18 protein-coding genes are annotated in these 25597 nt (G+C 41.6%); 7 read left to right on the top strand and 11 right to left on the bottom strand.

Translation table 11 applies throughout. From position 1 onward, the window contains the following. Window positions 1-157 precede the first annotated feature (157 nt). From GKD17_RS19055 to argR, 7 genes are all read right to left on the bottom strand, one after another. Window positions 158-1054, bottom strand: coding sequence for an alkaline phosphatase (locus GKD17_RS19055; RefSeq protein ID WP_007832943.1), 897 nt, complete (start codon window positions 1052-1054; stop codon window positions 158-160). A gap of 271 nt (window positions 1055-1325) precedes the next feature. Beyond that, complete coding sequence (gene proC / locus GKD17_RS19060) at window positions 1326-2099, bottom strand: pyrroline-5-carboxylate reductase (protein ID WP_007832942.1); 774 nt, start codon at window positions 2097-2099, stop codon at window positions 1326-1328. A gap of 184 nt (window positions 2100-2283) precedes the next feature. Next, a complete protein-coding gene (locus GKD17_RS19065; RefSeq protein ID WP_007832940.1) occupies window positions 2284-3408 on the bottom strand; it encodes an aspartate aminotransferase family protein in 1125 nt (374 codons plus the stop codon). Window positions 3409-3421: 13 nt separating this feature from the next. Then, the gene (gene argC / locus GKD17_RS19070) at window positions 3422-4390 is read right to left on the bottom strand and encodes an N-acetyl-gamma-glutamyl-phosphate reductase (protein ID WP_005841042.1); all 969 of its coding nucleotides are present in this window, start codon (window positions 4388-4390) and stop codon (window positions 3422-3424) included. 5 nt (window positions 4391-4395) lie between these two features. Beyond that, window positions 4396-5604, bottom strand: coding sequence for an argininosuccinate synthase (locus GKD17_RS19075; RefSeq protein ID WP_007832937.1), 1209 nt, complete (start codon window positions 5602-5604; stop codon window positions 4396-4398). A 107-nt stretch (window positions 5605-5711) separates the two neighbouring features. After that, the gene (locus tag GKD17_RS19080; RefSeq protein ID WP_007832935.1) at window positions 5712-6269 is read right to left on the bottom strand and encodes a GNAT family N-acetyltransferase; all 558 of its coding nucleotides are present in this window, start codon (window positions 6267-6269) and stop codon (window positions 5712-5714) included. A gap of 23 nt (window positions 6270-6292) precedes the next feature. Further along, window positions 6293-6769 (bottom strand): arginine repressor, encoded by a 477-nt coding sequence (argR, locus tag GKD17_RS19085; RefSeq protein WP_007832933.1) that lies wholly within the window; start codon window positions 6767-6769, stop codon window positions 6293-6295. 307 nt (window positions 6770-7076) lie between these two features. Here argR and rhaB point away from each other — a divergent pair, with 307 nt between their 5' ends. The 5 genes from rhaB (at window position 7077) to GKD17_RS19110 (ending at window position 12715) form a co-directional block, all read left to right on the top strand. Further along, a complete protein-coding gene (gene rhaB / locus GKD17_RS19090) occupies window positions 7077-8555 on the top strand; it encodes a rhamnulokinase (RefSeq protein WP_007832931.1) in 1479 nt (492 codons plus the stop codon). A gap of 39 nt (window positions 8556-8594) precedes the next feature. Then, on the top strand, window positions 8595-9851 hold the full coding sequence (locus GKD17_RS19095; protein ID WP_085930143.1) for an L-rhamnose isomerase: 1257 nt from the start codon (window positions 8595-8597) through the stop codon (window positions 9849-9851). 93 nt (window positions 9852-9944) lie between these two features. Continuing rightward, the gene (gene rhaT / locus GKD17_RS19100) at window positions 9945-10964 is read left to right on the top strand and encodes an L-rhamnose/proton symporter RhaT (protein ID WP_007832930.1); all 1020 of its coding nucleotides are present in this window, start codon (window positions 9945-9947) and stop codon (window positions 10962-10964) included. An 85-nt stretch (window positions 10965-11049) separates the two neighbouring features. Further along, window positions 11050-11859 carry a rhamnulose-1-phosphate aldolase gene (gene rhaD / locus GKD17_RS19105; protein WP_032935776.1) on the top strand — a complete coding sequence of 270 codons (810 nt, stop codon included), beginning with the start codon at window positions 11050-11052 and terminating at the stop codon, window positions 11857-11859. A gap of 358 nt (window positions 11860-12217) precedes the next feature. After that, a complete protein-coding gene (locus tag GKD17_RS19110; protein ID WP_007832928.1) occupies window positions 12218-12715 on the top strand; it encodes a DUF4251 domain-containing protein in 498 nt (165 codons plus the stop codon). Between the two features lie 100 nt (window positions 12716-12815). Here the strand turns inward: GKD17_RS19110 and GKD17_RS19115 are convergent, their stop codons facing one another. The 4 genes from GKD17_RS19115 to GKD17_RS19130 form a co-directional block, all read right to left on the bottom strand. Then, on the bottom strand, window positions 12816-14330 hold the full coding sequence (locus GKD17_RS19115) for a right-handed parallel beta-helix repeat-containing protein (protein ID WP_007832927.1): 1515 nt from the start codon (window positions 14328-14330) through the stop codon (window positions 12816-12818). A gap of 167 nt (window positions 14331-14497) precedes the next feature. Next, entirely contained in the window at window positions 14498-16117 is a 1620-nt protein-coding gene (locus GKD17_RS19120; RefSeq protein WP_007832926.1) for a RagB/SusD family nutrient uptake outer membrane protein, read from the bottom strand. An 11-nt stretch (window positions 16118-16128) separates the two neighbouring features. Further along, window positions 16129-19200 (bottom strand): SusC/RagA family TonB-linked outer membrane protein, encoded by a 3072-nt coding sequence (locus GKD17_RS19125; RefSeq protein WP_032935713.1) that lies wholly within the window; start codon window positions 19198-19200, stop codon window positions 16129-16131. A gap of 140 nt (window positions 19201-19340) precedes the next feature. Beyond that, a complete protein-coding gene (locus GKD17_RS19130) occupies window positions 19341-23501 on the bottom strand; it encodes a hybrid sensor histidine kinase/response regulator transcription factor (RefSeq protein WP_007832924.1) in 4161 nt (1386 codons plus the stop codon). 148 nt (window positions 23502-23649) lie between these two features. Between GKD17_RS19130 and GKD17_RS19135 the strand changes: the two genes are divergently transcribed. Both GKD17_RS19135 and GKD17_RS19140 read left to right on the top strand, forming a co-directional pair. Beyond that, window positions 23650-24570 (top strand): AraC family transcriptional regulator, encoded by a 921-nt coding sequence (locus GKD17_RS19135; protein ID WP_007832923.1) that lies wholly within the window; start codon window positions 23650-23652, stop codon window positions 24568-24570. Window positions 24571-24577: 7 nt separating this feature from the next. Beyond that, window positions 24578-25576 carry a lytic transglycosylase domain-containing protein gene (locus tag GKD17_RS19140; protein WP_032935774.1) on the top strand — a complete coding sequence of 333 codons (999 nt, stop codon included), beginning with the start codon at window positions 24578-24580 and terminating at the stop codon, window positions 25574-25576. Window positions 25577-25597: the final 21 nt, after the last annotated feature.

The following is a 25597-nucleotide window of genomic DNA, read 5'->3' on the forward strand; positions in this document are numbered from 1 at the left end:
TATTTACTGTAAACCACCACTATAGCCTGATCATCAGTTAATGCAAAGTTAATTAGAATTCATGAAATTCCTTGCAACACAACCTTAATAATCAAAACAACTTTAATTACAGAAAGCAAATCACTTTTTAATTCACATAGATCACTATTGAAAATAATTATTTAAACAACTGTATCATAGGGCGGCCTATCCAAACCTGCGGTTGTTTCAAGCCAAAAATAAAAGCAACTGTAGAAGCACAATCAAACTGCATCATACTTTCATCAAAAATTCCTCCTTTTTTTACATTCTTTCCAGCAATAATAAATGGAGTTTCCATTTCTTGCATCGTTTTTCCACCATGCCCCTTATTTATTCCTCCATGATCGGCTGTAACAATAATAATACTATTATCATAAATACCTGCCTCCTTGATAGCATCTACTATCCGACCTACATATCCGTCTAATTCTTTCAATTTTGCATAATAAGCCGGAGTATCATGTCCATCCACATGACCTACATGGTCAGGATTATCAAAACAAATTGCAGTCAAGACCGGCTTCTTTTCTGTAATATACTTACATGCCATCTCACATAGAGCAGCGGGATATAGATTATAGTCAGGAGCCTGCACATGATAATTCAAAGCCAAAGTATCTACTAGATATTTAATACCATCCCACTCATACAACACTCCTATTTCAGCATCAGGAACAGCTTTACGAAGTTCACTGAAAATAGTTGGAAATATATGATGCTCATTTACTACACGTGAAGGAAGTTCGGGAGTTTTAGACCCCCATTCTGTATATCCATGGAGTTCAGGTCCTGCCCCCATAAACATAGAAGCCCAGTTTACTGCACTTGAAGAAGGAAGCACACTACGTTTTTTCAAAGTATAGCAACCTGCATCCATTAAAGTTTTAACATTTGGCATCTCAGCCTTTTCCACACTATAAGCCCCCCAACCGTCAAGGCCAATCAAGAACACATGGTCGGCTTTCCAATTCTGAGCAAAGCAAGAAAAAGTAAAGAATGCTATCAATATAGCAAATAAACGATTTTTTTTCATAGCAACTTATATTTTTCAGTTATACATATTATCTTAACAATTCTCCACACTATGAAATGATTGGATACTCTCCATCGGATAAACTTCCACTTACACACAATATTTCATCAAGAAAGGTGGAAACGATATCTAATCCCAATATTGGGAGATATCCCTATAATATGAAAAATTAAAAGATGAGCAAGCGCTGGTTTCCTTTCTCCAAACGCCTGCTCAGTTCAAATAGAGACATAAAAGCTGATTTCCATCACAGCTCCATCATACCTATTATCTATTTCAGACAAGCCTTCATTGCTTTAATGATCGCTGAGTCAAACCCTTCGTGATCCAATTCATTAATACCCTTGATAGTCATACCACCGGGCGTACACACCTTATCTATTTCCACACTGGGATGAGTATCATTATTCAATATCAAGGAAGCAGCCCCTTTCACAGATTGAGCAACCATTTTCTGTGCATCTTTCGGATAAATTCCTAATTCAATACCTGCCTGCATAGCTGCCTGAATATATTTCAAAACATATGCGATACCACATGAAGTCAAAGCCGTAGTAGCAGCCATCTGACTTTCAGGAATAAGAATAGCCAATCCTAATTCATTAAAGATATCCAGCATCAGTTGTTCTTGTTCCTTACTGGCGTTACGACTGGATATCAAGGTCATACTTTCCAGCTGAGATATAGCAGTATTGGGAATCAGACGGAATATAGTCTGTTCCGGGCCTACACTCTTCACCAATTGCTCAAAGGTTACACCGCCTGCGATAGAAACTAATACTTGTTGAGGAGTCAAATGAATCACACTCAATACCTGATCTATCAACCACGGTTTTACAGCCAGAATAACGATATCGGCATCCTTTATCGCTTTCGGGTTTTCCGTTGTTACATTAATCTCCGGATAATCCGCCTGTAGAGTTTCCAGACTTCCGCTGAACGGATCGGCTACTGTTACATCACTCGCAGGAATGATAGTGCCTTGGGCAAGGCCGCGAGCAATAGCCCCTCCCATATTTCCCGCACCAATAATTGCTACTTTCATATTATTAAAGATTAAGTCTATAGCTACAAAGATAAGGGAAAAAAAGGAGAAGAACGTATTATGAAAAGCTAAAAATAAAATTACTTTGAAGAAGATTAAATCAAAAAGCCTCGCCGGAACCGAAATGTTTCCTGACGAGACCTCATTTTCTTTCGTAGATTATTATCCCTTTTGAATCTCCAGCTTATACCAACACTTTACGAAAGCGTTCAAGAAATTCATCAGCCTCTGCCATAGTAAGGCACAAAGGCGGAAGCAGACGAATCACATTAGTACCACTGACTCCGGTAAATACTTTCTGTTCGAACAGCAAACGCTGACGCAATTCCTTAATCGGTTCTTCAAATTCCATACCGATCATCAAACCTTCGCCACGCACCTCTTTAATCTGTGAGAATTGTTTCAATTCTTTCAGCAGATGAGCACCTACCTTGGCAGCATTCTCTACCAGATTCTCACCTTTCATAACATCAAGCACCGCGATAGCAGCAGCACAAGCTAGGTGGTTACCACCAAAAGTGGTTCCCAATTGTCCATATACCGGCTTGAATTTCGGACTGATCAGGACACCAGCCATCGGAAAGCCATTACCAATCCCCTTTGCTACCGTAATTATATCGGGACGGATACCTGCATGTTGGTGAGCAAAAAATTTACCGCTACGCCCGTAGCCGGATTGTATTTCATCCAAAACAAGGGCTGCATCCACTTCTTCGCAAGCCTTACTCAGTTCTTTCAAGAATTTTACTTCCGGAACCTGAATACCGCCTACTCCTTGAATACCTTCAATAATCACCGCACAGACATCTCCTTTTGCCAATTCCGCTTTAGCTGCTTCTATATCGTTCAAAGGCAGATAAGTCACATGCCCATTGTCATTGATTGGGGCTATAATTTTCGGATTGTGGGTTACCTCCACTGCCAGTGAAGTACGTCCGTGAAATGCTTTGCAAAAAGAAAGCACACGGTTGCGACCATTGTAAAAAGAAGCCAGTTTCAACGCATTTTCATTAGCTTCAGCTCCACTGTTTATCAAAAACAATTGATAATCATCATAACCCGAAAGTTTCCCTAAACGGTCTGCCACTTCCTGCTGTAGCTTGTTAACCACCGAATTGGAATAAAATCCCAACTGTGCAACCTGCTTGCTTATCATTTCCACATAATATGGATGTGCGTGACCGATAGAAATAACCGCATGACCACCATACAAATCAAGGTATTCCGTACCTTGGTCATCCCAGACATGACAACCTTTTCCTTTGACAATATTTATGTCAAAAAGAGGATATACATCAAATAATTTCATAAACTCTTCTTTATTAAAAAGCAGACGGTTTCAACCTCAACCCTACGGTTTCTTCCAAATTGAACATGAGATTCATATTATGAACCGCTTGTCCGCTTGCCCCCTTCAACAAGTTGTCAATGCAAGAGATAACCAGCAGCTTATCGCCATGTTTCTCCAAATGAATCAAACACTTGTTGGTGTTCACCACCTGCTTCAAATCTATATTTTTGTCTACAATATGAACGAAAGAATCCTCGGCATAATAGTCTTGATACATCTTCACCAGTTCTTCCAGTTCCACCTTGCATTTGACTACCAGAGTAGCAAAGATACCACGCGGGAAATCACCCCGGTAAGGAATAAAATCTATTTCAGCATTAAAGCTGTTTTGCAACTGTTTCAATGATTGCTTGATTTCGGGAACATGCTGATGAGAAAACGGTTTATAAATGCTCATATTATTATTACGCCAACTGAAATGACTGGTAGCACCCGGTTTCACCCCTGCCCCTGTACTTCCGGTAATGGCATTTACCATTACATCCTCGTTCAGTAACAGATGTTTGGCTAACGGCAATAAACCCAATTGAATACAAGTGGCAAAACATCCCGGATTGGCCACGTGCTTGCTATGGCAGATAGCACGACGGTTCAGTTCCGGCAAACCATAAATGAAGTCATGGTCATCACTCTTGATACGGTAGTCCATACTGAGGTCTATGATTTTCAAATCCTCGGGTACATTGTGACTATCCATAAACTTCTTTGTATCTCCATGAGCCGTACAGAAGAACAATACATCAATCTCATCCAGAGGAAGTTCGTCTGTAAAAACCAAATCCGTTTCACCATAGAGTCCCTCATGTACGTCGGTAATCTTATTGCCAGCGTTACTGCTGCTATTTATAAACTTTATGTCTACATCAGGGTGATTAATCAGCAGACGAATCAATTCGCCCGCCGTATAACCTGCCCCACCGATAATTCCTGCTTTAATCATACTTATTAAATTTCTTCGTCCTTGTGGTTATTATAATAAACACGCAAAGGTGTAGAAGTCACTTTGATAAAGCCTTTAGCATCTTCTGCTGTCCATCCCTTCTGCATTTCACCATATTCACCAAATTTGGTCTTCACCAGATCGTCTTTTGATTCAACACCCACAGTAGAGAATGAAAGCGGACGGAGTTCCAAGATAGCTGTACCATTTACATTACGCTGAGACTCCTGCAACATTGCCTCAATATCGCGCATTACCGGTTCCAGATACTGACTTTCATGCAAGAACATTCCGTACCAATTGGCAACCTGGTCTTTCCAATATTGCTGCCACTTGCTCAACGTATATTTTTCAAGGAAACGATGGGCACCGATAATCAGCATAGGAGCAGCAGCCTCGAATCCTACACGCCCTTTGATACCGATAATGGTATCCCCAACGTGCATGTCGCGGCCGATACCGTAGGGCGCACCGATCTCCTCCACTTTTTGAATAGCCTTGATAGGATCATCAAACTTCTCGTCATTAACAGCTTTCAGTTCACCTTTTTCAAATGTAAGACGAAGTTGTTCGCTTCCTTCCTTGGTCACCTGTTTTAAATAAGCACTTTCGGGCAAACCCTGCGCAGAGTCCAATATTTCCCCACCGCAGATAGAAGTCCCCCAAAGACCTACATTATAAGAATATTTCAATTTTGTAAAGTCAGCGGCAAAACCATGTTCGTTCAAATAATCGATTTCCTGCTGACGGCTTAATGCCATGTCACGGGTCAATGTAATGATCTCAACTCCCGGAGCCAGTACCAAAAAAGTCATATCGAAACGAATCTGGTCATTACCCGCACCAGTCGAGCCGTGTGCGATAGCGTCCGCACCTATTTCATTAGCATAACGCGCTATAGCCAACCCTTGGAAGATACGTTCAGAACTTACAGAAATAGGATAAGTACCATTACGGAGCACATTACCGAATACCATATATTTCAAGCTCTTCTCATAGTATTCCTGGGTCACATCCAATGTCACATACTTCACAGCACCCAGTTTGTAAGCGTTCTCTTCGTTCTGCTTCAGCTGCTCCTCACTGAAACCACCCGTGTTTGCACAAGCTGCATACACTTCATACCCTTTTTCCTTAGCCAGATACATTACAGTGAAAGAGGTATCAAGCCCCCCGCTGAATGCCACTACTACTTTTTTCTTCTTTTCTTCCATAATGATATTATTTTAATTGAGAATTAAAAATTGAAAACTGAGAAATAAGTACATGAATGCGCAGCCATCTTTTAATTCTTAATTTTTAATTCTTAATTTTTAATTTATTAAATAGTGTCTTCTTCGTGCAAAGCCGGATCGTAAAGCATGGCTGTACAAATACAGAACTTACGGTTCTTCGCCACTAATATATCGTGATTGATACAGCCTTCACAACCTTTCCAAAAGGCCTCATCATCAGTCAGTTCATTGAAAGTTACAGGAACATATCCCAGTTCTGTATTCATTTTCATTACCGCCGCGCCACTGGTCAGACTGAATATCTTTGCTTTAGGCCATCGTAGACGTGCCAATCGGAACGAAGCCGCCTTTATACGCTTGGCCAAACCTATTCCACGATAATTAGGATGCACAATCAATCCCGAGGTTGCTACATATTGCTTGTTTCCCCATGACTCAATATAGGTAAATCCTGCAAAATCATCTCCACATAAGGCAATAATCGCCTTTCCTTCTTTCATCTTTGTAGTCACATATTCATGTGTGCGTTCTGCAATGCCTGTTCCGCGTACCTTAGCAGCTTCTCTAATAGTATCTAAAATTTTATCAACGTAAACTTCATGTGAGGCATCTGCCACCATCACATCCACTTGTTTAGCATCCATCTCCTTTTTTATCTATTATTATATTATTGTATATTCGGTATAATCAATGAAAGTGCATTCTTCACTCCCGCTCTTGTGCAACCTTCACGAATGACAAGCATAATAGTATCATCACCAGCAATAGTTCCCAATATTTCATCAAAGTTCCGGTTATCAATATCATAAGCCAAACTACTAGCATATCCGGGACGAGTCTTGATTACTGCCAGATTAGCCGAAAATTCAATGGAAATAAATCCATTATGCATCAACATCTCACTGGCCGAATGTTGCTCAGTCATACGTTTGTACATGGTATTGTTTGGTAATACATATACATAATTTCCGTTCATACTGGCTGCCTTCGCCACTTTCAACTGCTTCAAGTCACGAGACAAAGTAGCTTGGGTCAATTGGAATCCTTCTTTCGCCAATTCCTGCAACAACTCTTCCTGGCTACCTACTTCCTTACTCGAAATAATAATCTTAATGGCATCAAGTCTGCTATTCTTGCTCTTCATACTGCATAATTATTCTAATTCGGCTGCAAAATTACAGAATATTCGGGAATATAGATACAAAAAAGAGAATATTTTTGCGACTTTATGCATATTTTCAATAAAGCTTTTATCTATCATCCTAAGAATAAACCAAAATCATACCAAATTTTTCTTTTCAATGCAATCTTCTTAAAAAGACGGTAATATTATGTTTTACGACAGGTACAACCAAATCCAACAGTTATAATATCAAAAAAACAAGGACGACTTTCGGGGAATAAACTATTTTTGCATCACTATTAATTCCTTAAAATCAAAAAATAAAGGCATGGAACACACTTATTTCTTTGCGGTAGACCTGGGAGCCACCAGCGGACGTACCATCTTAGGTTGCCTGGGAGAAGGCAAAATGGAGTTGAAAGAACTGACTCGTTTCCCTAACCATATTATAGAAACCGGAGGACATTGTTATTGGGATATTTATGCCTTATACAATGAAATTATCAAGGGACTGAAAGTGGTAGCCAAAGACAATCTGCCTATCCAGTCTATCGGTATTGATACTTGGGGGGTGGATTTCGTATTAGTGGGCAAAGATGGAGAGTTACTCCGCAATCCTTATTGTTATCGCGACCCTCACACAATAGGTGCACCCGAAGAATATTTTACCCATATTCCCCGTGAACGAGTATATGACATCACTGGAATCCAGATTATGAATTTCAATTCCTTGTTCCAATTATCAACACTCCACCGCAATCATTGCTCGGCCTTGGAAGCAGCAGATAAAATACTGTTTATGCCGGATGCTTTAAGTTATATGCTGACCGGTAAAATGGTAACAGAATATACCATCGCTTCTACTTCCCAGATGTTGAATCCGCGCACCAAATGCTTCGAAAAGGAACTACTGGATGTAGCAGATATCAAGAAAGAACAGTTCGGCCGTTTTGTTTTTCCAGGGGAACCTATTGGAGTGCTGACAGAAGAAGTGCAAAAAATTACAGGTCTGGGAGCTATTCCTGTTATTGCCGTTGCCGGTCATGACACAGGTTCAGCCGTAGCTGCCGTACCTGCACAAAACGAAAAATTCGCATATCTGAGTTCCGGCACGTGGAGCTTGATGGGGATTGAAGTGAAAGATGCTATTATAAATAAGGAAAGCTTTGAACAGAACTTCACCAACGAAGGAGGTGTGGAAGGAACGACCCGGTTCCTGAAAAATATCTGTGGCATGTGGTTGTTGGAACGTTGCCGCAAAGAATGGGAAGCAACCAACAACTATTCTTATACAGAACTGATAGATGCAGCCCTGGCAGTTCCCGCTTTCCGCAGTGTCATCAATCCCGATGCTCCCTGCTTCGCCAATCCGTCATCTATGATTCAAGCCATCGGACATTATTGCAAAGAAACCAACCAACCTGTACCACAGAGTTATGGCGAAATCACTCGTTGTATTTTCGACAGTCTTGCCCTGCGCTACAAACAAGTATTCGGCTATTTGCAACAAATGGCCCCGTTCCCCATCGAAAAGCTGCACATTATCGGTGGAGGCTCACGAAACAATTTGTTAAACCAATTCACTTGCAACGCAGTGGGCGTACCTGTTATAGCAGGTCCCAGTGAAGGAACAGCTATCGGCAACATTATGTTACAGGCAAAAGCCAACGGGCTGGTAAACGATATTGCGGCTATGCGCCAACTAATCAGCACTTCCATAGAAACCGTTTCTTTTGAGCCCCAGCAAGCAGAAGAATGGGAAGAAGCATATAAGAAGTATTTAGCTCATTATAGAGAAGATATTTAATATTCACCTTGAAATTTATTCATTAAATAAACAAATAATATCATGAAAGAAGAATTGATTAATAAAGCGTATGAGATTGCAAAAGAACGTTATGCCGCTGTAGGTGTTGACACAGAAAAAGTAATGGAAACCATGCAGAATTTCCATCTGTCACTGCATTGCTGGCAAGCAGATGATGTAACCGGTTTCGAAGTTCAGGCAGGTTCATTGACCGGTGGTATCCAGGCTACAGGTAACTATCCCGGCAAAGCTCGCAACATCGACGAACTGCGTGCAGACATTCTGAAAGCTGCTTCATATATACCAGGTACTCACCGTTTGAATCTGCACGAAATTTATGGCGACTTTCAAGGAAAAGTCGTAGATCGTGACGAAGTAGAACCCGAACATTTCAAAAGTTGGATTGAATGGGGTAAGGAAAACAACATGAAACTGGATTTCAACTCTACTTCATTCTCCCATCCCAAAAGCGGTGATCTGTCTTTGTCAAATCCCGATGAAGGTATCCGCAACTTCTGGATTGAACATACTAAACGTTGCCGTGCCGTAGCCGAAGAAATGGGTAAAGCTCAAGGCGATCCTTGTATCATGAACCTGTGGGTACACGATGGCAGCAAAGACATCACTGTAAACCGCATGAAATATCGTGCTTTGTTAAAAGACTCTCTGGATCAGATTTTCGCAACAGAATACAAGAACATGAAAGACTGTATCGAATCCAAAGTATTCGGTATCGGACTGGAAAGCTATACAGTGGGGTCTAATGATTTCTATATCGGCTATGGCGCCAAGAACAACAAGATGATTACCTTGGATACCGGGCACTTCCACCCGACAGAAAGTGTTGCAGACAAAGTTTCTTCTTTATTGTTGTATGTTCCCGAACTGATGCTGCACGTAAGTCGCCCCGTACGTTGGGACTCAGACCACGTAACCATCATGGACGACCCGACTATGGATTTGTTCAGCGAAATCGTTCGTTGCAACGCCTTGGATCGTGTACACTATGGACTTGACTACTTCGATGCTTCCATCAACCGTATCGGTGCATACGTTATCGGCAGCCGTGCAGCTCAGAAATGTATGGTACGCGCTTTGCTGGAACCGATTGCCAAATTGCGCGAATACGAAGCAAACGGACAAGGATTCCAACGTCTGGCTCTGCTCGAAGAAGAAAAAGCTTTGCCTTGGAATGCTGTATGGGATATGTTCTGCTTGAAGAACAATGTACCCGTAGGCGAAGAGTTCATTGCAGAAGTAGAGAAATACGAAGCAGAAGTTACTTCTAAACGCTAATCAATATCCAACCACAATATCGTCCTCTGTAAGGGTGGCCTCATGTATCTGCCCCTACAGAGAACGTATTTGTGGTTTTAAAGAATATAAACAATGGAAATCATTATCGGATTAATCATTATCGCTATAGGAAGCTTCTGCCAATCCAGTTCATACGTACCTATCAAGAAAGTAAAAGAATGGAGTTGGGAAAGTTTTTGGCTGATACAAGGTGTATTCGCCTGGTTGGTGTTCCCACTATTGGGCGCATTGCTAGGTATTCCCCAAGGAGGCAGTCTGTTTGACCTTTGGGGAGCGGGAGGTGCTCCAATGAGCATCTTTTATGGTATATTATGGGGAGTGGGCGGCCTTACCTTTGGTCTTTCCATGCGTTATCTGGGAGTAGCCTTAGGACAAAGTATCGCACTGGGTACTTGTGCCGGATTCGGTACACTGTTCCCCGCCATCTTTGCCGGAACCAACCTGTTCAAAGGAAACGGACTTATTCTTTTACTAGGAGTATGTATCACTTTGTCGGGCATTGCCATTATAGGATATGCCGGCAGTCTTCGCGCCAAAAACATGAGCGAGGAAGATAAACGCGCGGCAGTAAAAGATTTTGCTCTGACTAAAGGACTGTTGGTAGCCCTACTGGCAGGTGTGATGAGTGCCTGTTTCGCTTTGGGACTCGATGCAGGAACTCCCATCAAGGAAGCTGCGTTAGCTGGAGGTGTAGAAGGTCTTTATGCGGGACTTCCTGTAATCTTTCTGGTAACACTAGGCGGTTTTTTAACCAATGCCGTTTACTGTCTGCAACAAAATGTAGCCAACAAAACTATGAGTGATTATGCCAAAGGCAATGTATGGGTAAACAACCTGATATTCTGCGCCTTGGCAGGAGTACTGTGGTACATGCAATTCTTCGGACTGGAAATGGGTAAAAGTTTCCTGACCGGAAGTCCTGTACTGCTTGCCTTCTCATGGTGTATATTAATGGCTTTGAATGTTACTTTCAGTAACGTATGGGGTATTTTATTAAAAGAATGGAAAGGTGTATCCACCCAAACTATCACTGTTCTGGTAACCGGACTGGTAGTTCTTATCTTTTCTCTTGTATTCCCTAATTTATTCTAAAAGAATTATTATATTTGTAGCATACTGTTATTCAGAATAAAAAAATGAATAACAATACCCTATGAACAATCAAATAAAAGAAGATATGAAATCAATCTTAGACAATCGCCCCGAATTGGTCAAAGAGGTGAATAAAGTAGCCGAAGTAGCCGGATATTTGTGGCAAAAAGGATGGGCCGAACGTAACGGAGGTAATATCACCGTCAATATCACCGAGTATGTAGACGATGAAATCCGTCAGATGCCCGCTATCAGCGAAGTAAAACAAATCGGTGTAACACTGCCTCACTTGAAAGGCTGTTATTTTTATTGCAAAGGAACCAATATGCGTATGCGGGATTTGGCACGTTGGCCTATGGATAACGGTTCTGTCATCCGTATTTTAGATGATTGTGCTAGTTATGTCATTATTGCCGACAAACCGGTTCAACCTACTTCGGAAGTTCCCTCCCACCTGAGCGTACACAATTATCTCACTAGCATAGGCTCTCCTTATAAAGCATCCGTACACACACACCCCATCGAACTGATTGCCTTGTCTCACAACAAAAAGTTCATGGAGAAAGATGTGGCAACCAACCTGCTATGGAGCATGATTCCCGAAACAAAAGCATTCTGCCCACGTGGATTGGGCATGATTCCTTATCAGTTACCCAGTTCTGTAGAATTAGCAGATGCAACTATCAAGGAATTGGCTGATTATGATGTAGTCATGTGGGAAAAACACGGTATCTTTGCTGTTGACTGTGACGTAATGGCCGCATTCGACCAAATTGATGTTTTAAATAAATCCGCATTAATTTACATCGCTGCCAAAAATATGGGATTTGAACCCGACGGCATGAGCCAGGAACAGATGAAAGAAATGAGTGTGGCTTTTAATCTACCCAAATAATATTTTTATGGTCTTCCCCTAATGGGGAGATTTTGAAGATGATTTGAACCCACATGGGGACAAATCATCTTTTTTATTATCGAAGCTTAAAAGATAAATGAGATCCAGATTGCCACTTAAGCTTTTCATCACACGATATTCATCACAAATGAACAAGCATATAAAATGACCAATTTATGTTTGTATCTCATTATTCTATTGATTAAAAAGATTAACACTCCCTATACAGCAAACACTTCCTAGACAATCGCGTACTTAACTCATTGACAGTTTGAGTATCTTATGTTTTTTTTAGAACAACGAGTACTCTTTTTGGCTATCTTTGACAAAGACAGATTCACTAAACCTACAGAGATATATGAAAGCAAATAAATTATTCCTTTTGGCAAGTTTCTTTCTATCAAGCAGCCTGACACCTATAGCGGCTCAGAGTAAGAAAGAGAAGAAGCAACAGACAGAACAAGCTGTACGCGAAGCTGTTGACGCAAAGACATACAAAATCAATGTGGACCGGGTAATGCCTATGAAAGGAGGCAGCAAACACCTGACTTCCGATTATTCTTTAGAAATAAGAAACGATTCGGTTTATTCCTATCTGCCTTATTTCGGAGTGGCGTATAACGTTCCTTACGGGGGTGGAAAAGGATTAAATTTTAGTGCTCCTTTATCAGAATATACTTCAGCATATAATAAAAAGGGGAATGCTAAAATCACACTAAAAGTACGGAACGAGGAAGACAATTACCTTTACAATATCATCATTTATCCCAATGGCAGCAGTAACATACAGGTCACCCCTACAAACAGACAATCTATTTCTTTCTCCGGAGAAATGGATCTAAAGAAGAAAGAATGAGCCATAAATAAAAGGGGGTCAAAACTAAAACAACCTATCGTGCTATATGATCAGGTCATTTTAGTTTTGCCCCCCTGATTAAATTACAGCTATTATTTACTTATTTCTCTAACCGGCTAAAGAAATTCTCAATGGCTTCCTTATTGACAAAAACTCCTTTTACTCCGGTCACTTCCACCGTATCCATCAACAAAGCCAAGCCCTGATAACCGTTTTCATCCTTTGCCAATACTTCCTGCTGATAAATTTCAGCTGATTGGCAGGCTTTACCATCTTCAGGTAATTTCTCGAACCGACCAAGGTAATAATTGCCTTCAAAGAAATTATGTGTAGATTCTGTCAATTGGAATCTGCTGGATTCTGGAGCATAAAAAATATTTCCACTAATAAATGTACTATCCGGATATCCGCCCCATGAATCCAAAGTAATCATAGTACGATCGATATCAGCCGCAGGTTTACGGTTCACATGAATAATGTTACGGGTAATGCGACTGTCCTTTACAGGACCTGCCAGATGAACAGCTGGTGAGAACATCCCGGCACGAGTCGGTTCAGGCCGCACTCCGTCACCTATACTCACATTGTAACGGACAATAGTGCCCAAGTTGCCTACATTAAAAGATGCGTCGGCCGTGCCGTCATTGCAAACCAATACTAAGCCACCATAGTTATCATGACTATAATTATACTGAATGACCGTTCCCCGGCAATTCCAGTCCGAATCAAACCCCTGTGCATCCCACGGAGCCTTATGACCACTTACCTCATTGAATTGCACCAAAGTATTATCACAACTCCACGGCCAAATACCTGCCGCCGCCTCTGTGTCAGGAAGCATATCAGGACAATCACGCATTACGTTGTATTCTATCAAGGTACTGTCACAACCGATAGGTACAATACCATCACCTGGTACTTCCTCTATCAAATTTCCCCGTATCACGGTATGCTTGCTGGGATGCCAGTTCTGCCGATCGCTATAAGCGGCCCAAATCATAGCATTACGGGTACATCTCAAAATATGGCAGTTCTCTATGGTTAACCTATTGAATGTTGAAATTTTCTTTTCACCGCCATTCACTATATAAATACCGCACCCTCCGCCTTTTTCTTTTACCAACGAACCATTGACATCCCGTACAGTCACATTATTGACAACAATGTTCTGCGATACGCCATAATCCATACACTCTATCTTCAAGCCCGAACGATAAGGCAGAGGCTGTCTACCTGTATTCACGATTTCCAAATTCTGCATCGTTATATAGTCCGAATTACAGATACGAGCTGCATACAAGGAAGTATCATATCCCACAATGCAAGGTTTCCGTTCACCATCACCATAAGCATCTATATAAATACGATCTTCGGGTATACCGTGTCCGGTGATTTCAAGTTCGCCATTAAAAACCTCACCGCGCTTCAACAAAACTTTATTGCCCGGCAGTAATTTCACTCCACGTAGTTTTTCCAGACTTTTCCATGCTTCATCCGGGGCTAACCCACTATTATTATCATCACCGCCGGTAGCATCCAGATAATAGCACACTGGACTATCAGAACATGCTGCCAACAGGAAGGAAAATAAAAGAAGGATCATTGTTTTTCTCATTTCTCTTCCGTTTTTAAAAAGTTATCTATTTATTCCAGAAGTTGTCAGAACAACTAGGATTCACCACAGATTACGCAAATTCACACAGTTTTTTGATTTAAAGGTTGTTTGCCTCCTACTTCTTTGTGACAATCCATGTATCCTGTGATGAAAACCTACACTCTACATTACTTCCACAAGTCGTGCTGAACCAGTTTCTTGTTAGTATCCAGTTCGGCAGTTGGCAAAGGCCATACATAATCCCTCTCACCGTTGAACTTACGTGCTTCATAAGCCAAGCCATACATAGTGCGTTCATTCTCTATATTAGCTACCGCCTTATCCAATTCCTTCCAACGATAAAGGTCAAACAAACGCAAGCCTTCAAAGGCCAGTTCCACACGACGCTCATGCTTAATGACTTCCAACAATTCATCTTTAGAAAGAGAAGTGCCTTCCACTTCCTCTACTGTGGGCATGTTCACATCTGCACGTTGCCGCACTTCATTCACTAAAGCAGTTACATCACTATAAGCATAGCCTCCTTTCTGTACCATTGCCTCCGCCAAAGATAATAAAACTTCAGCATAACGCACCACATAAAAGTCTTGTCCATTATCCCAAGAGTTAGAAGTATCCGTAGGATCAAAATACTTATAAACATATATGGTAGACAGGGAAGCGGCAGCTCCACCATATACATTGACATACGGATTTGAAGCCGAAGTATCTATACCTCCTTTACCGTTCCAAAGCATACCGGGAACAAACAAAGTACTATACAAACGTGGATCACGATTCTCAAAATGAGCAGGATTAGGCTTGCTAACATCCAAGCCACCCTCATTGTTTAATTCGGCTATCTTCGTATCGGTAGTCGGCTTACCGTCTTTGCAATAATAAGCATCCGCCAAATCTATAGTACCATTCATTGCTTCCAGCGGAGTATTCCAATGCGCATTAAAAGCAGCACCTTCACTCATACCCGGTCCTTCATAACGGACTGCAAAAATGATTTCAGGAGAAGTTTCTCCACTTTGAGTAAACAGTTTGGCATAACTCGGATCAAGCGAGTATCCCAAACCTTGCACCTGCTTATAAGCAGCAATTGCGTCATCCCATTTTTCATTATACAAAGCCACACGCCCCAGTAGGGAAAGAGCAGCTCCTTTGGTGATGTGTCCCCGTGAAGACGCGTTTTGCGGAAGTACTTCAGCCGCGTCCTGCAAATCAGTCATAATATGAGCCACAATAGCTGCACGGTCCGTCTTTTCACATTCAGCCTCGTCAATGGTCAAAGGGGCGGTCAGGAAAGGAACATCCTGATACGTCATAGTCAAGTTTATATACATCAATGCACGTATGGTCTTTGCCTCAGCCTGATAAATCGCCTTTTGGGAAGCATCCATATCCACTCTATCAATATTAGCAATCAGCACATTACAACGACTGATCACTTCATAGCAATCTTTCCAATAACTGCCAATAATAGAAGAACTTGGGGTATGAATCCCCATAGCCATATCATAACCTTCCATCCAGCCACTCCAATTAAAATGACCGCCATTATCTGATATACAATCCATATATAAAGGGCCCAATGAATATTGGTCGGAATTATAAAGCTGATTGCTCTGCAAAGCATCATAACAAGATGCCAACGCCATCAAAGCATCATCCGGTGTCTGCCAAAATGTATTGGATGAAGATTCTGTCAATGAGTCCCTCTGCAAAAAACTGTCAGAGCAAGAAGTCAGCAAAGCTCCTGACAACAGAGCTAGCCCTATAAATTTATTAATTGATTTCATAGTTGTTGCTTTTAAAATTTAACGTTAACACCAAATGAATAAGTTCTTGTATTGGGATGCACATCATTACGGGAATCTGTGCTCAGTTTCTCAGGATCATAATCATCCAAGGAAGTGAAAGTAAGCAAATTAGTTCCTGCCAAATAGAGTCTGAGACTCTGAACGCCCAACTTGGTCAAAAACTCTCTTTGTCTGAAAGTATATCCAATTTCCAAGTTCTTCAGGCGCAAATAATCTCCTTTTGTCAGCCAAAATGAAGAGTAGTTATTATTAATAGTTCCTCCCAAACGAGGCATGCTTCCATCCGGATTACTTTCAGACCATCTGTCCAACCAACGGCTAGTCTTGTTTCCGCCATTGGAAATAGTAGTTTCATCCCAATTATAACGATATACGCCTGCAATGCCTTGCCAAAATGTATTAACATCAAAATCTTTATAAGAGAATCCCAAGTTAAAAGAATACTGCATTTTAGGGAACGGATTTCCGATAACAGTACGGTCAGCATCATTTATGTTGCCATTATTATCTATATCTTCATACATGATATCACCTAATTGCGGTTCCTGGTTGTTTTGCAGAATCTTCTGTCCGTTCGCATTTACACGATCCAAATCTGCCTGGGTACGATAGATACCGATAGCTTTCAGCCCATAATAAGAACCGATGGCTTCACCTTCACGATTGATGGTATTATTACTTATATCTTCCACCCCTTTCATATCAGTAATCTCATTTTTCACGCCTGAAAGTGAGAAACCTGCCTGCCATGCCCAATCACCTTTTTGGTCGAAATAGTTAGCTGCCAATTCCCAACCACGGTTACGGACCTTTCCCGCATTCTGATAAGGAGCATCCAAAGATCCCAGGAAAATACCCGGCATAGCGAGTTTCATCAAAATATCCGAGGTATTTTTCTCATACCAGTCAAAAGTGACATTGATCTTTCCACCCCAAAAAGCAGCATCAAAACCAAAGTCTGTAATAGTAGTTGTTTCCCATTTAATGTTCTCATTAGGTATCTTGGCAGTCTTCATACCAATCTGTTTGCTATCACCAAAATAGTAACTACCACTAGCCGCCAATGTAGCCGCATAAGCATAGTTACCAATTTCCTGATTACCCAATTTACCCCAGCTACCACGCAATTTCAATGAGTGGAGGAACTTCACATTCTCCATAAATTTCTCATTTGTCATGATCCATGCACCCGAAAATGAAGGGAAGGTAGCATAACGATGTGCCTTGGGCATACGTGACGAACCATCATGACGGACATTCATCTCTAACAGATAACGGCCTCCGTAATTATAGTTCAAGCGTCCGAAGAATGACTGCAAGGAACTTTCTTCCGCCGATCCGGTCACATGATCATTCATAGTACCTCCATCCATTTCATAAATATTATCGGTAGCAAATCCCTGCTTGGACGCCTCATTCTTGTCCCAACGGGTAGCCTGGATAGAATGGCCTGCCAACAGATTGAACGAATGTTTTCCTACAGAAAAATCATAAGTCAGGATATTTTCATTAATATAAGTCGTTTCCAGATAATGATAATCTGTCAGTTTATTGGTACCGACCGTGGTCAGCGCATTTCCTTCAGCATCGTATCTTACATTATTCTTCGGATTGAAAGTAGTCACATCATTCATATAATATTTATAAGCCAGGCTTGAACGGAACTTCAATCCTTTCATGATATCAATCTCACCAAAGAATTTACCATCAAAACGATAATGCTTGTTATCCTTATATCCCATATTCAAAGCTTCAATCGGATTTTTGAATACGGATTGGGAAATATTGGGATTTCCATCCAGGAATCCATAATGTCCGTTAGAATAGCGTACAGGAACAGTAGGACGGGTAAACCAAGTAAGGTAGCGCATCAAACCTTCGCCGGTAACACTGGTCGTAGGCTCATCAATGTTCTGGCGGCTTCCCGAAAGATTCAATCCTAATTTTACAATACCCAACTGCGCATCCAGATTAGAACGGAAATTGAAACGTTGGTTAGCTGTCTCACGCAAGATACCATCTTGCTGGAAATATTGAGTGGAAATCATGTAATGTACTGCCTTACTACCTCCATTCACTGACAAATGGTGTTGGTGCATAGCTGCCGTACGGAACATTTCCTTAGCCCAATTGGTATTGGCAAAATGATCGGGATCTGATCCATTTTGCAATTTCTGTAACATATCATCCGTATATGCCTTGGAAGGCCAACATTCATTATACATCTTCGCCCACTCATAAGAATTCACATAATCGGGCAACACGGTAGCCTCCTGCAAAGCGATGCTACCAGAATAAGTAATAGTAGGTTTCTGCTCACCGCCTCGTTTGGTAGTCACCAAAATAACACCGTTTGCAGCACGCACACCATAGATAGAAGCCGAAGCCGCATCTTTCAATACAGAAACACTTTCAATATCATCAGCAGGAATTTCCGCAATCTGGCTCACCGAGCTTTCCACTCCGTCGATCAGGACCATCGGATCATTGTGTTCAAAAGTTCCCACACCACGGATACGGATTTCGGGACTGTCATGACCGGCCTGGGCACCATTGTTGGTCAACATAACACCCGGCAAACGGCCCTGAAGCATATTGGCAGTATTAGCTACCGGCATAGAAGCTACATCCTTGAAATTTACAGCAGCAACAGAACCCGTCAGATTTTCCTTCTTCTGCACACCATAACCGACTACTACCACTTCGTCAATCATTTCCGTATCTTCCTTCAGATTTACATTCAGTATCATATTGTCTTTCGAAATATGAAATTCCTGATCGGAATATCCTATAAAAGAAATGACAATAGTAGAATTAGAAGCCACCGAGAGATTGAAATTACCATCCAAGTCAGTTACCGTTCCATTGGTTGTTCCTTTTTCAACCACACTAGCACCGATGACCGGTTCGCCTGTGGCATCTTTTACAATACCGGAAACTTTAAACTTGTCTGCTTGCAGACTGGAAGCGCTCACATTCATCGCAGGGATGAAGAAGCAGAAACACAGCAATAGGCTCAGTACCCGGAATGTACTGGTTTCTGTCAGAGTTTTCATGTTCATAATACTTTTTTTAAAGGTCTAACAAATAAAGATAATTCGTTTTATTTGCCAGCAAAAGTAAGAGGAACAGAAAAGAAACAGGAAGAATTATTACCGGAAAAAGGCTGTTTATTCCCTATAGAGCCTATTTCCGGTAATAATCAGCCATCATACTTCATCATATACTCTGTAGGAGAAAGTCCGAATTTCTTCTTAAAGCAGGAACTGAAATATTTAGGGTCGTTGAAACCTACAGCATACGCCAAATCGGCTATACGGATTTTCTTTTTCTCGTCTATCAGCCGACAAGCCGCTTGCAAACGGACATTGCTGATAAATGCAGAGGGAGTAAGTCCGGTCAACAGTTTCAATTTATCTGCTAGTGTAGTCCGGGCCATACCCATCTCCGCCATAAACTGTGCATGTTCAAAATCACAATCACTCAAATGGGCATTCACACAATCCACCGCTTTCCGAATGAAAGCTTCGTCCATCGAGGTGTAATTTAATTCTTTGGCTTCAAAAACCAACTGCTTACGGAAATCCACCCCCATACGTTTACGCCGTTTCAACAAGTTATCTATCTTGGCAAACAAGACAGAGAGGCGGAGCGGTTTACAGATATAACCATCGGCCCCAGACTCATACCCTTCCACACGGTCTTCATCACTAGTCTTGGCCGTTAACAAAATCAATGGAATATGGCAGGTCTCAAATTGAGTCTTCACCCGGCGGCACAATTCCATACCGTCCATTTCGGGCATCATAACATCAGAAACAATTAAATCCACTTCCTGTTTGGCAAGTATCTCCAAAGCTTCCGTTCCATTGGCGGCCTTCAGAATATGGTATTTGCCATGCAACAGACGAACCATCAAAGCCAATAATTCCTCATTATCCTCCACCAACAAAATAGTCGATGCTGCCGGTTTCTCTTCCAACATATCAATCTCCGAAACATTCTCCATTTCATCTGCCGATAAAATAGCATAGTCCACATTTTCGGTATTCTCGTCTACCTCATCCTCATCAAAAGCCTCACGTCTTATAGGAATTTCAACCACAAAAGTATTCCCTTCCTCCTTATCGCTAAATACTTGTATCGTTCCATGATGCAACAATACCAAGTCTTTAGTCAGTGACAAACCGATGCCCGTCCCTATGGTATGGAATTTGCGATACTCCCCTTCATAAAATCTCTCGAACATATGATCCAACTTCTCTTTTGGAATCAACTCGCCGGGATTGTTCACACTCAATTTAAAAGTTCCCCTTTCCTCATCATGAGCCTGTGACACCACAATAGTTCCTCCTTCAGGAGTATATTTAGCGGCATTGGAAAGCAGATTGTACACCACTTTATCCAATTTATCCACATCAAAATATCCCGAATATTCTTCAGACAAATCAAATTGTATGGACAATTTCTGCTTTTTAACCAAAGGTGCGAAAGCCGACACTGATTTTTTCAAGAACATACTGACATTTCCATGCGAGACTTTCAGCCGCAACTTGCCATTCTCCACTTTTCTGAACTCTAAGATCTGCTGAATCAACCGGATTAACCGCACAGTATTATCAGCTATCACAGGACAAACCGACGAACTTGCCGGTACTTCTTGTTTCAGTTCATCCACCGAAGCCGATATAATAGAAAGCGGAGTCAGCAACTCATGAGTGATATTGGTAAAGAACTGTAATTTAGCATGATTGATTTCCTCCATTTTCTGCCGCTCTATCTTCCCCATCTCTATGGCCTGTTTCATCCGGATACGGTTTCTGACAATCCGATAAGTATACCATGCCAATGAAACGAACAACAAGACATAAAGGCAATAAGCCCACCACGATAACCAAGGCGGCGGAAGAATAGTTATACGCAGACATTTCATATCCGGAGACCAGATTCCATTCTGATTGGCTCCCTTTACACAAAAAGTATAAGTACCTGCCGGAAGATTGTTATAATAGGCAAACCGACGTCCAGCCTCAACGGACAACCATTCCTTGTCATATCCCTCCAACCGATATAAATAACGGTTCAACTCAGGATTGATATAGTTCAATATTGAAAAATCAAGACTGAAATTATTCTCCCGGTATCCTAATACAATTTTATCAATAAAATCAATAGCCCTGTTTGCAACAATCCCCTTTCTGATGGAAAGAGGGTAGGTACGTACCGATACATTATGTACCTTTATATCTGTAATCACTACCGGAGAATAAGCAGTATCCTGAACAATTTTATCAGGATAAAAGCTGTTCAATCCACGGAATCCTCCGAAGATAAGTTTCCCATCCGCCCCCTTGAAGCAAGAATTCCGGTTAAACATGTGGTCTTGCAAACCATCATCTACCGTGTAAGTATGTATTTTCGGTGCAGCACCATCCAAAGGGATATCAATGTGATACATTTCCGCATTGGTAGTAAGCCATAAAGTATGCTCATCATCCTCCAGCATGCTGAAAACAACATCTCCATTCCGGAAATAATCATTCAAGACTGAAACAAAACGATCATTCTTCCGGTCATACAAATCGAGTCCATTACCATTCGACCCCACCCATACTCTATTGTATCCATCCACACAAACACTCATCGCCCCGATAGTGGATAATGTACCATCCGAAGGCGTATAAAACTTAACCTTATATGTTTCTCCGGATGTATCTATCCGCCATACCCCTTCATTGCTAGTCGCTATCCAGATAAAACCATCTTGATCTTCCGCCATTTTGAAAATAGAAATTTGGGGCAATGCCTGATTTGTCAAAGTCACCAGTTCATTCAAAGAATGAAGCCTTTGTTCCGTATCCAAAATAAACACTCCCGAACGTGTCCCCAACCACAGATTCCCTTTCGAATCCTCCAACAAAGAATAAATACAAATATCACTCAGTTCCGGGTTGGTTACGGTATTTACCACGTGTGCTTTCCCGGCTTTGACGTTATAGAACCACACACCGTCATCCCAAGTGGCAAAACACAATTCATTTGTCCTTTTACGATAAATAATATCATTGACCGTCGATGTATATCCCATATTCTTCAATACAGGATGAGAGCGGTAAGGAACAATGGTATGCTGTTCCATATCATAAAAAACCAGACCGAATCCCATGATTCCCATCCACAGATTCCCATTATCCTCCTGATAGACACTGCGGACAGAGCTGGTAGGGCAATGCTCACGCAAAGCCTCCAAAGAATCATAATTAAACCGGAACTTATTTGTATTTACAGTACAAACACCTCCCCCCAACATACCCAGCCACATCAGCCCGTCTTTACTGCACAACAGAGAATTCACTTCATTAAAAGGTAAATCTCCTTGAAGGTTACCCGGAACAATATTGGTAAAATTCCCGTCCCCCGATTCATCTTCCAAAATACTGACTCCACTGCGTGAACCGATCCAGAGCTTTCCGGAATTTTTATCCTGAGCAATGGCGTAGATAATATTATCCAACAGAGAATGAGAATTTCCCTTGATGTTCCGGAATGTTTTAAATGAGAAATGTTCCGGATCATACGGATTAATGAGTTTCACCAATCCATACCGCCAGGTACCGATCCAAATATTCCCGGCTTCATCCTGAAATATGACATGCGCCGAATTACCAGGGTTAATCCCCTCGTAAGTATAATACAATTCCTCTTGAGGATTATAACGCAGCAACCCCTGTTCCCAAGTACCAATCCATATTTGTCCTTCCCTGTCTTCGATAACGGACTTTATGTCCATGTTCTTTTCACAATCGAAAGTACGTCCTCCGGCTTTCCTGCGAAACAACCCTTTGTTGCTTCCCACCCATAAGTCCCCGTTGCTTGCATAAAGAATACTCTCCACATTGCTTACCTGTAACAAAGGACTGATTATTTTTTCTATCTCATCCGTTTCCTTATGCAATACATATAATCCATTGTGCGTACCTATCCACAAATTATTCTCCTTGTCTTCGGCCACCATGTTCACAAAACTATCAATAGAACGTCCATGATTCACTCCATCGGGTTTATATACCACAATAGAATACCCATCATAGCGCAAAAGGCCATTGTAAGTCGATATCCATATATACCCCTGGCTATCCTGAAATAATTTCCGGACTTCATTGGTCGGAAAATTCACCGAAGTGGAAATAGATTTAAAATGATAGGTATTGACCTTGTTATCAGCCCAAAGCCAAACGGGAAAACACAAAAGATATATTACTCCAAGAATATATTCACAGTTACGGTGTGCAAAGTGCATAGATTCAACTTTAAGATTTGATGCAATATTCGCAAAAAAAAGCATTTTAAGCAAATATTCCATAAGATTTGTTCTAAATTTCCCTCATCCGCATACATAAGAAACTAAAATTATACCTCCAGAAACACTTAGGACAAAAAGGTTAGAGGCAGTTAAGATAAAAAATTGTATATTTGCCGATAAGTGTGACCTAATTTTAAAACAGAGAAACATGCATTACAACGACCAAGGCGCTGATTTTAAATACCTAATTGTCAATGAACGTGACAAGCGTTTCGGCTTGTCGGTGACTACCGTCGGATTCCAGGCCATCAGGGCCGGGAGCGTTTATCCACCACGCAACCACCCGGACGCTTATTATTTCACGGCCCAGAAAGGACGTGTGCTGCATGAATATCAGTTGGTATACATTACTAAAGGACGGGGAACTTTCGCCAGCGATACTACTCCGTCTGTCGACATATCTAAAGGACAGATACTTTTCCTGTTTCCCGGACAGTGGCATACCTACGCGCCGCTGCAAAAAACAGGATGGAACGAATATTACATCGGTTTTGAAGGTCCGATTATAGACAATCTGGTAAAAAACAGCTTTATTTCAAAAGAAAACCAGATTTTGGATATCGGTATCAATGAAGAACTGGCCAGTCTTTTTGCCCGTGCACTGGAAGTAGCGGAAGCAGACAAGACCGCAGCGCAACAATATTTGTCCGGCATTGTTTTACACATTATGGGAGCCGTACTTGCTATCTCGCAGAACAAACGCTATGAGGTGGACAATGCGGCACAAAAAATAGAAAGTGCCAAAATCATCATGCACGAAAATGTGTACAAGGATATAGATCCGGAAGAACTGGCACTGAAATTAGGTATCAGTTATTCCTGGTTCCGCAAAGTATTCAAAGAATACACCGGCTATGCGCCTGCCAAGTATTTCCAAGAGCTGAAACTGCGCAAAGCGAAACAATTATTGATTGAAAGTTCCATGTCAGTGAAAGAGATATGCTATGAATTGAATTATACCTCTACTGAACACTTTTTCTCGGTATTTAAAAAACGTACCAACTTCACCCCTACCGAATATCGTAACTTCGGACGGGGAGGAAAAGAAAAAGAGAATGAAAACGAATAAAGGAAAAATGAGAAAAATAACCATCAATCTGGCTGCTGTGGCAGCCTTTTGCATTGTAGTCGCCTCACCCGCCTTAGTGAGCAGCAGTTGTGCTACTCCCCAAACGGAACAGGAAGATACCACTATCATACAAGAAGATTTAGGTATTACGGCATTGAAATACAGTAGTCCCAAAGTTCCCTCCAGCATTGAATTTTGTGGTAAAGTGATTGACTTGAGCCGCTTTGACCGCCACGAGCGTATGGACCGTGAATTATTGGCATTCACCTATATGCACAGTACTTCCCTGCAAATGCTGAAAAAAGCCAACCGTTATTTCCCCATTGTAGAACCCATACTGAAAGAGAACGGAATCCCCGATGATTTTAAATACCTGATGGTCATAGAGAGTAATATGAATCCCACCGCCCGTTCCTCTGCCGGAGCCGCCGGACTATGGCAATTCATGCAAGGTACGGGAAGGGATTACGGACTGGAGGTTAACAACAATGTGGATGAACGTTACCATATTGAGAAAGCGACTCGTGCCGCCTGCCGCTATCTGAAAGACGCGTATGCAAAATATAAGGATTGGGTGGCTGTTGCCGCCTCATACAACGCTGGTCAGGCACGTATTGCCAGCCAACTGGCTAAACAGGATGTGGACGATTCGCTGGATTTGCAACTGGTAGAAGAAACAGCCCGGTATGTGTACCGCATTCTTGCAGCCAAACAATTGTTCAGTGCCCCTACTACTTTCGGTTTCCGTCTGCGCGCATCGGATTTGTATCCGCCCATTCCCTATACGGAAGTCACTGTGACGAAAGGAATTGCAGACTTGGCACGTTTCGCACGCAGCAAAGGAATCAATCTGGCCATATTAAAGAATATGAATCCCTGGTTGCGGGAAACATCCTTGTCCAACCATAGCGGGCGGACTTACGTGATAAAAATCCCTACCAAAGAAGGAATGACTTATGATCCGAAAAAGACGGTGGCGCATGATAAGCGATGGGTGATAGAATAACTTTCTATCATACAGCATTCC

The sequence above is a fragment of the Phocaeicola dorei genome (genome assembly GCF_013009555.1).
GTDB classification, from domain to species: domain Bacteria; phylum Bacteroidota; class Bacteroidia; order Bacteroidales; family Bacteroidaceae; genus Phocaeicola; species Phocaeicola dorei.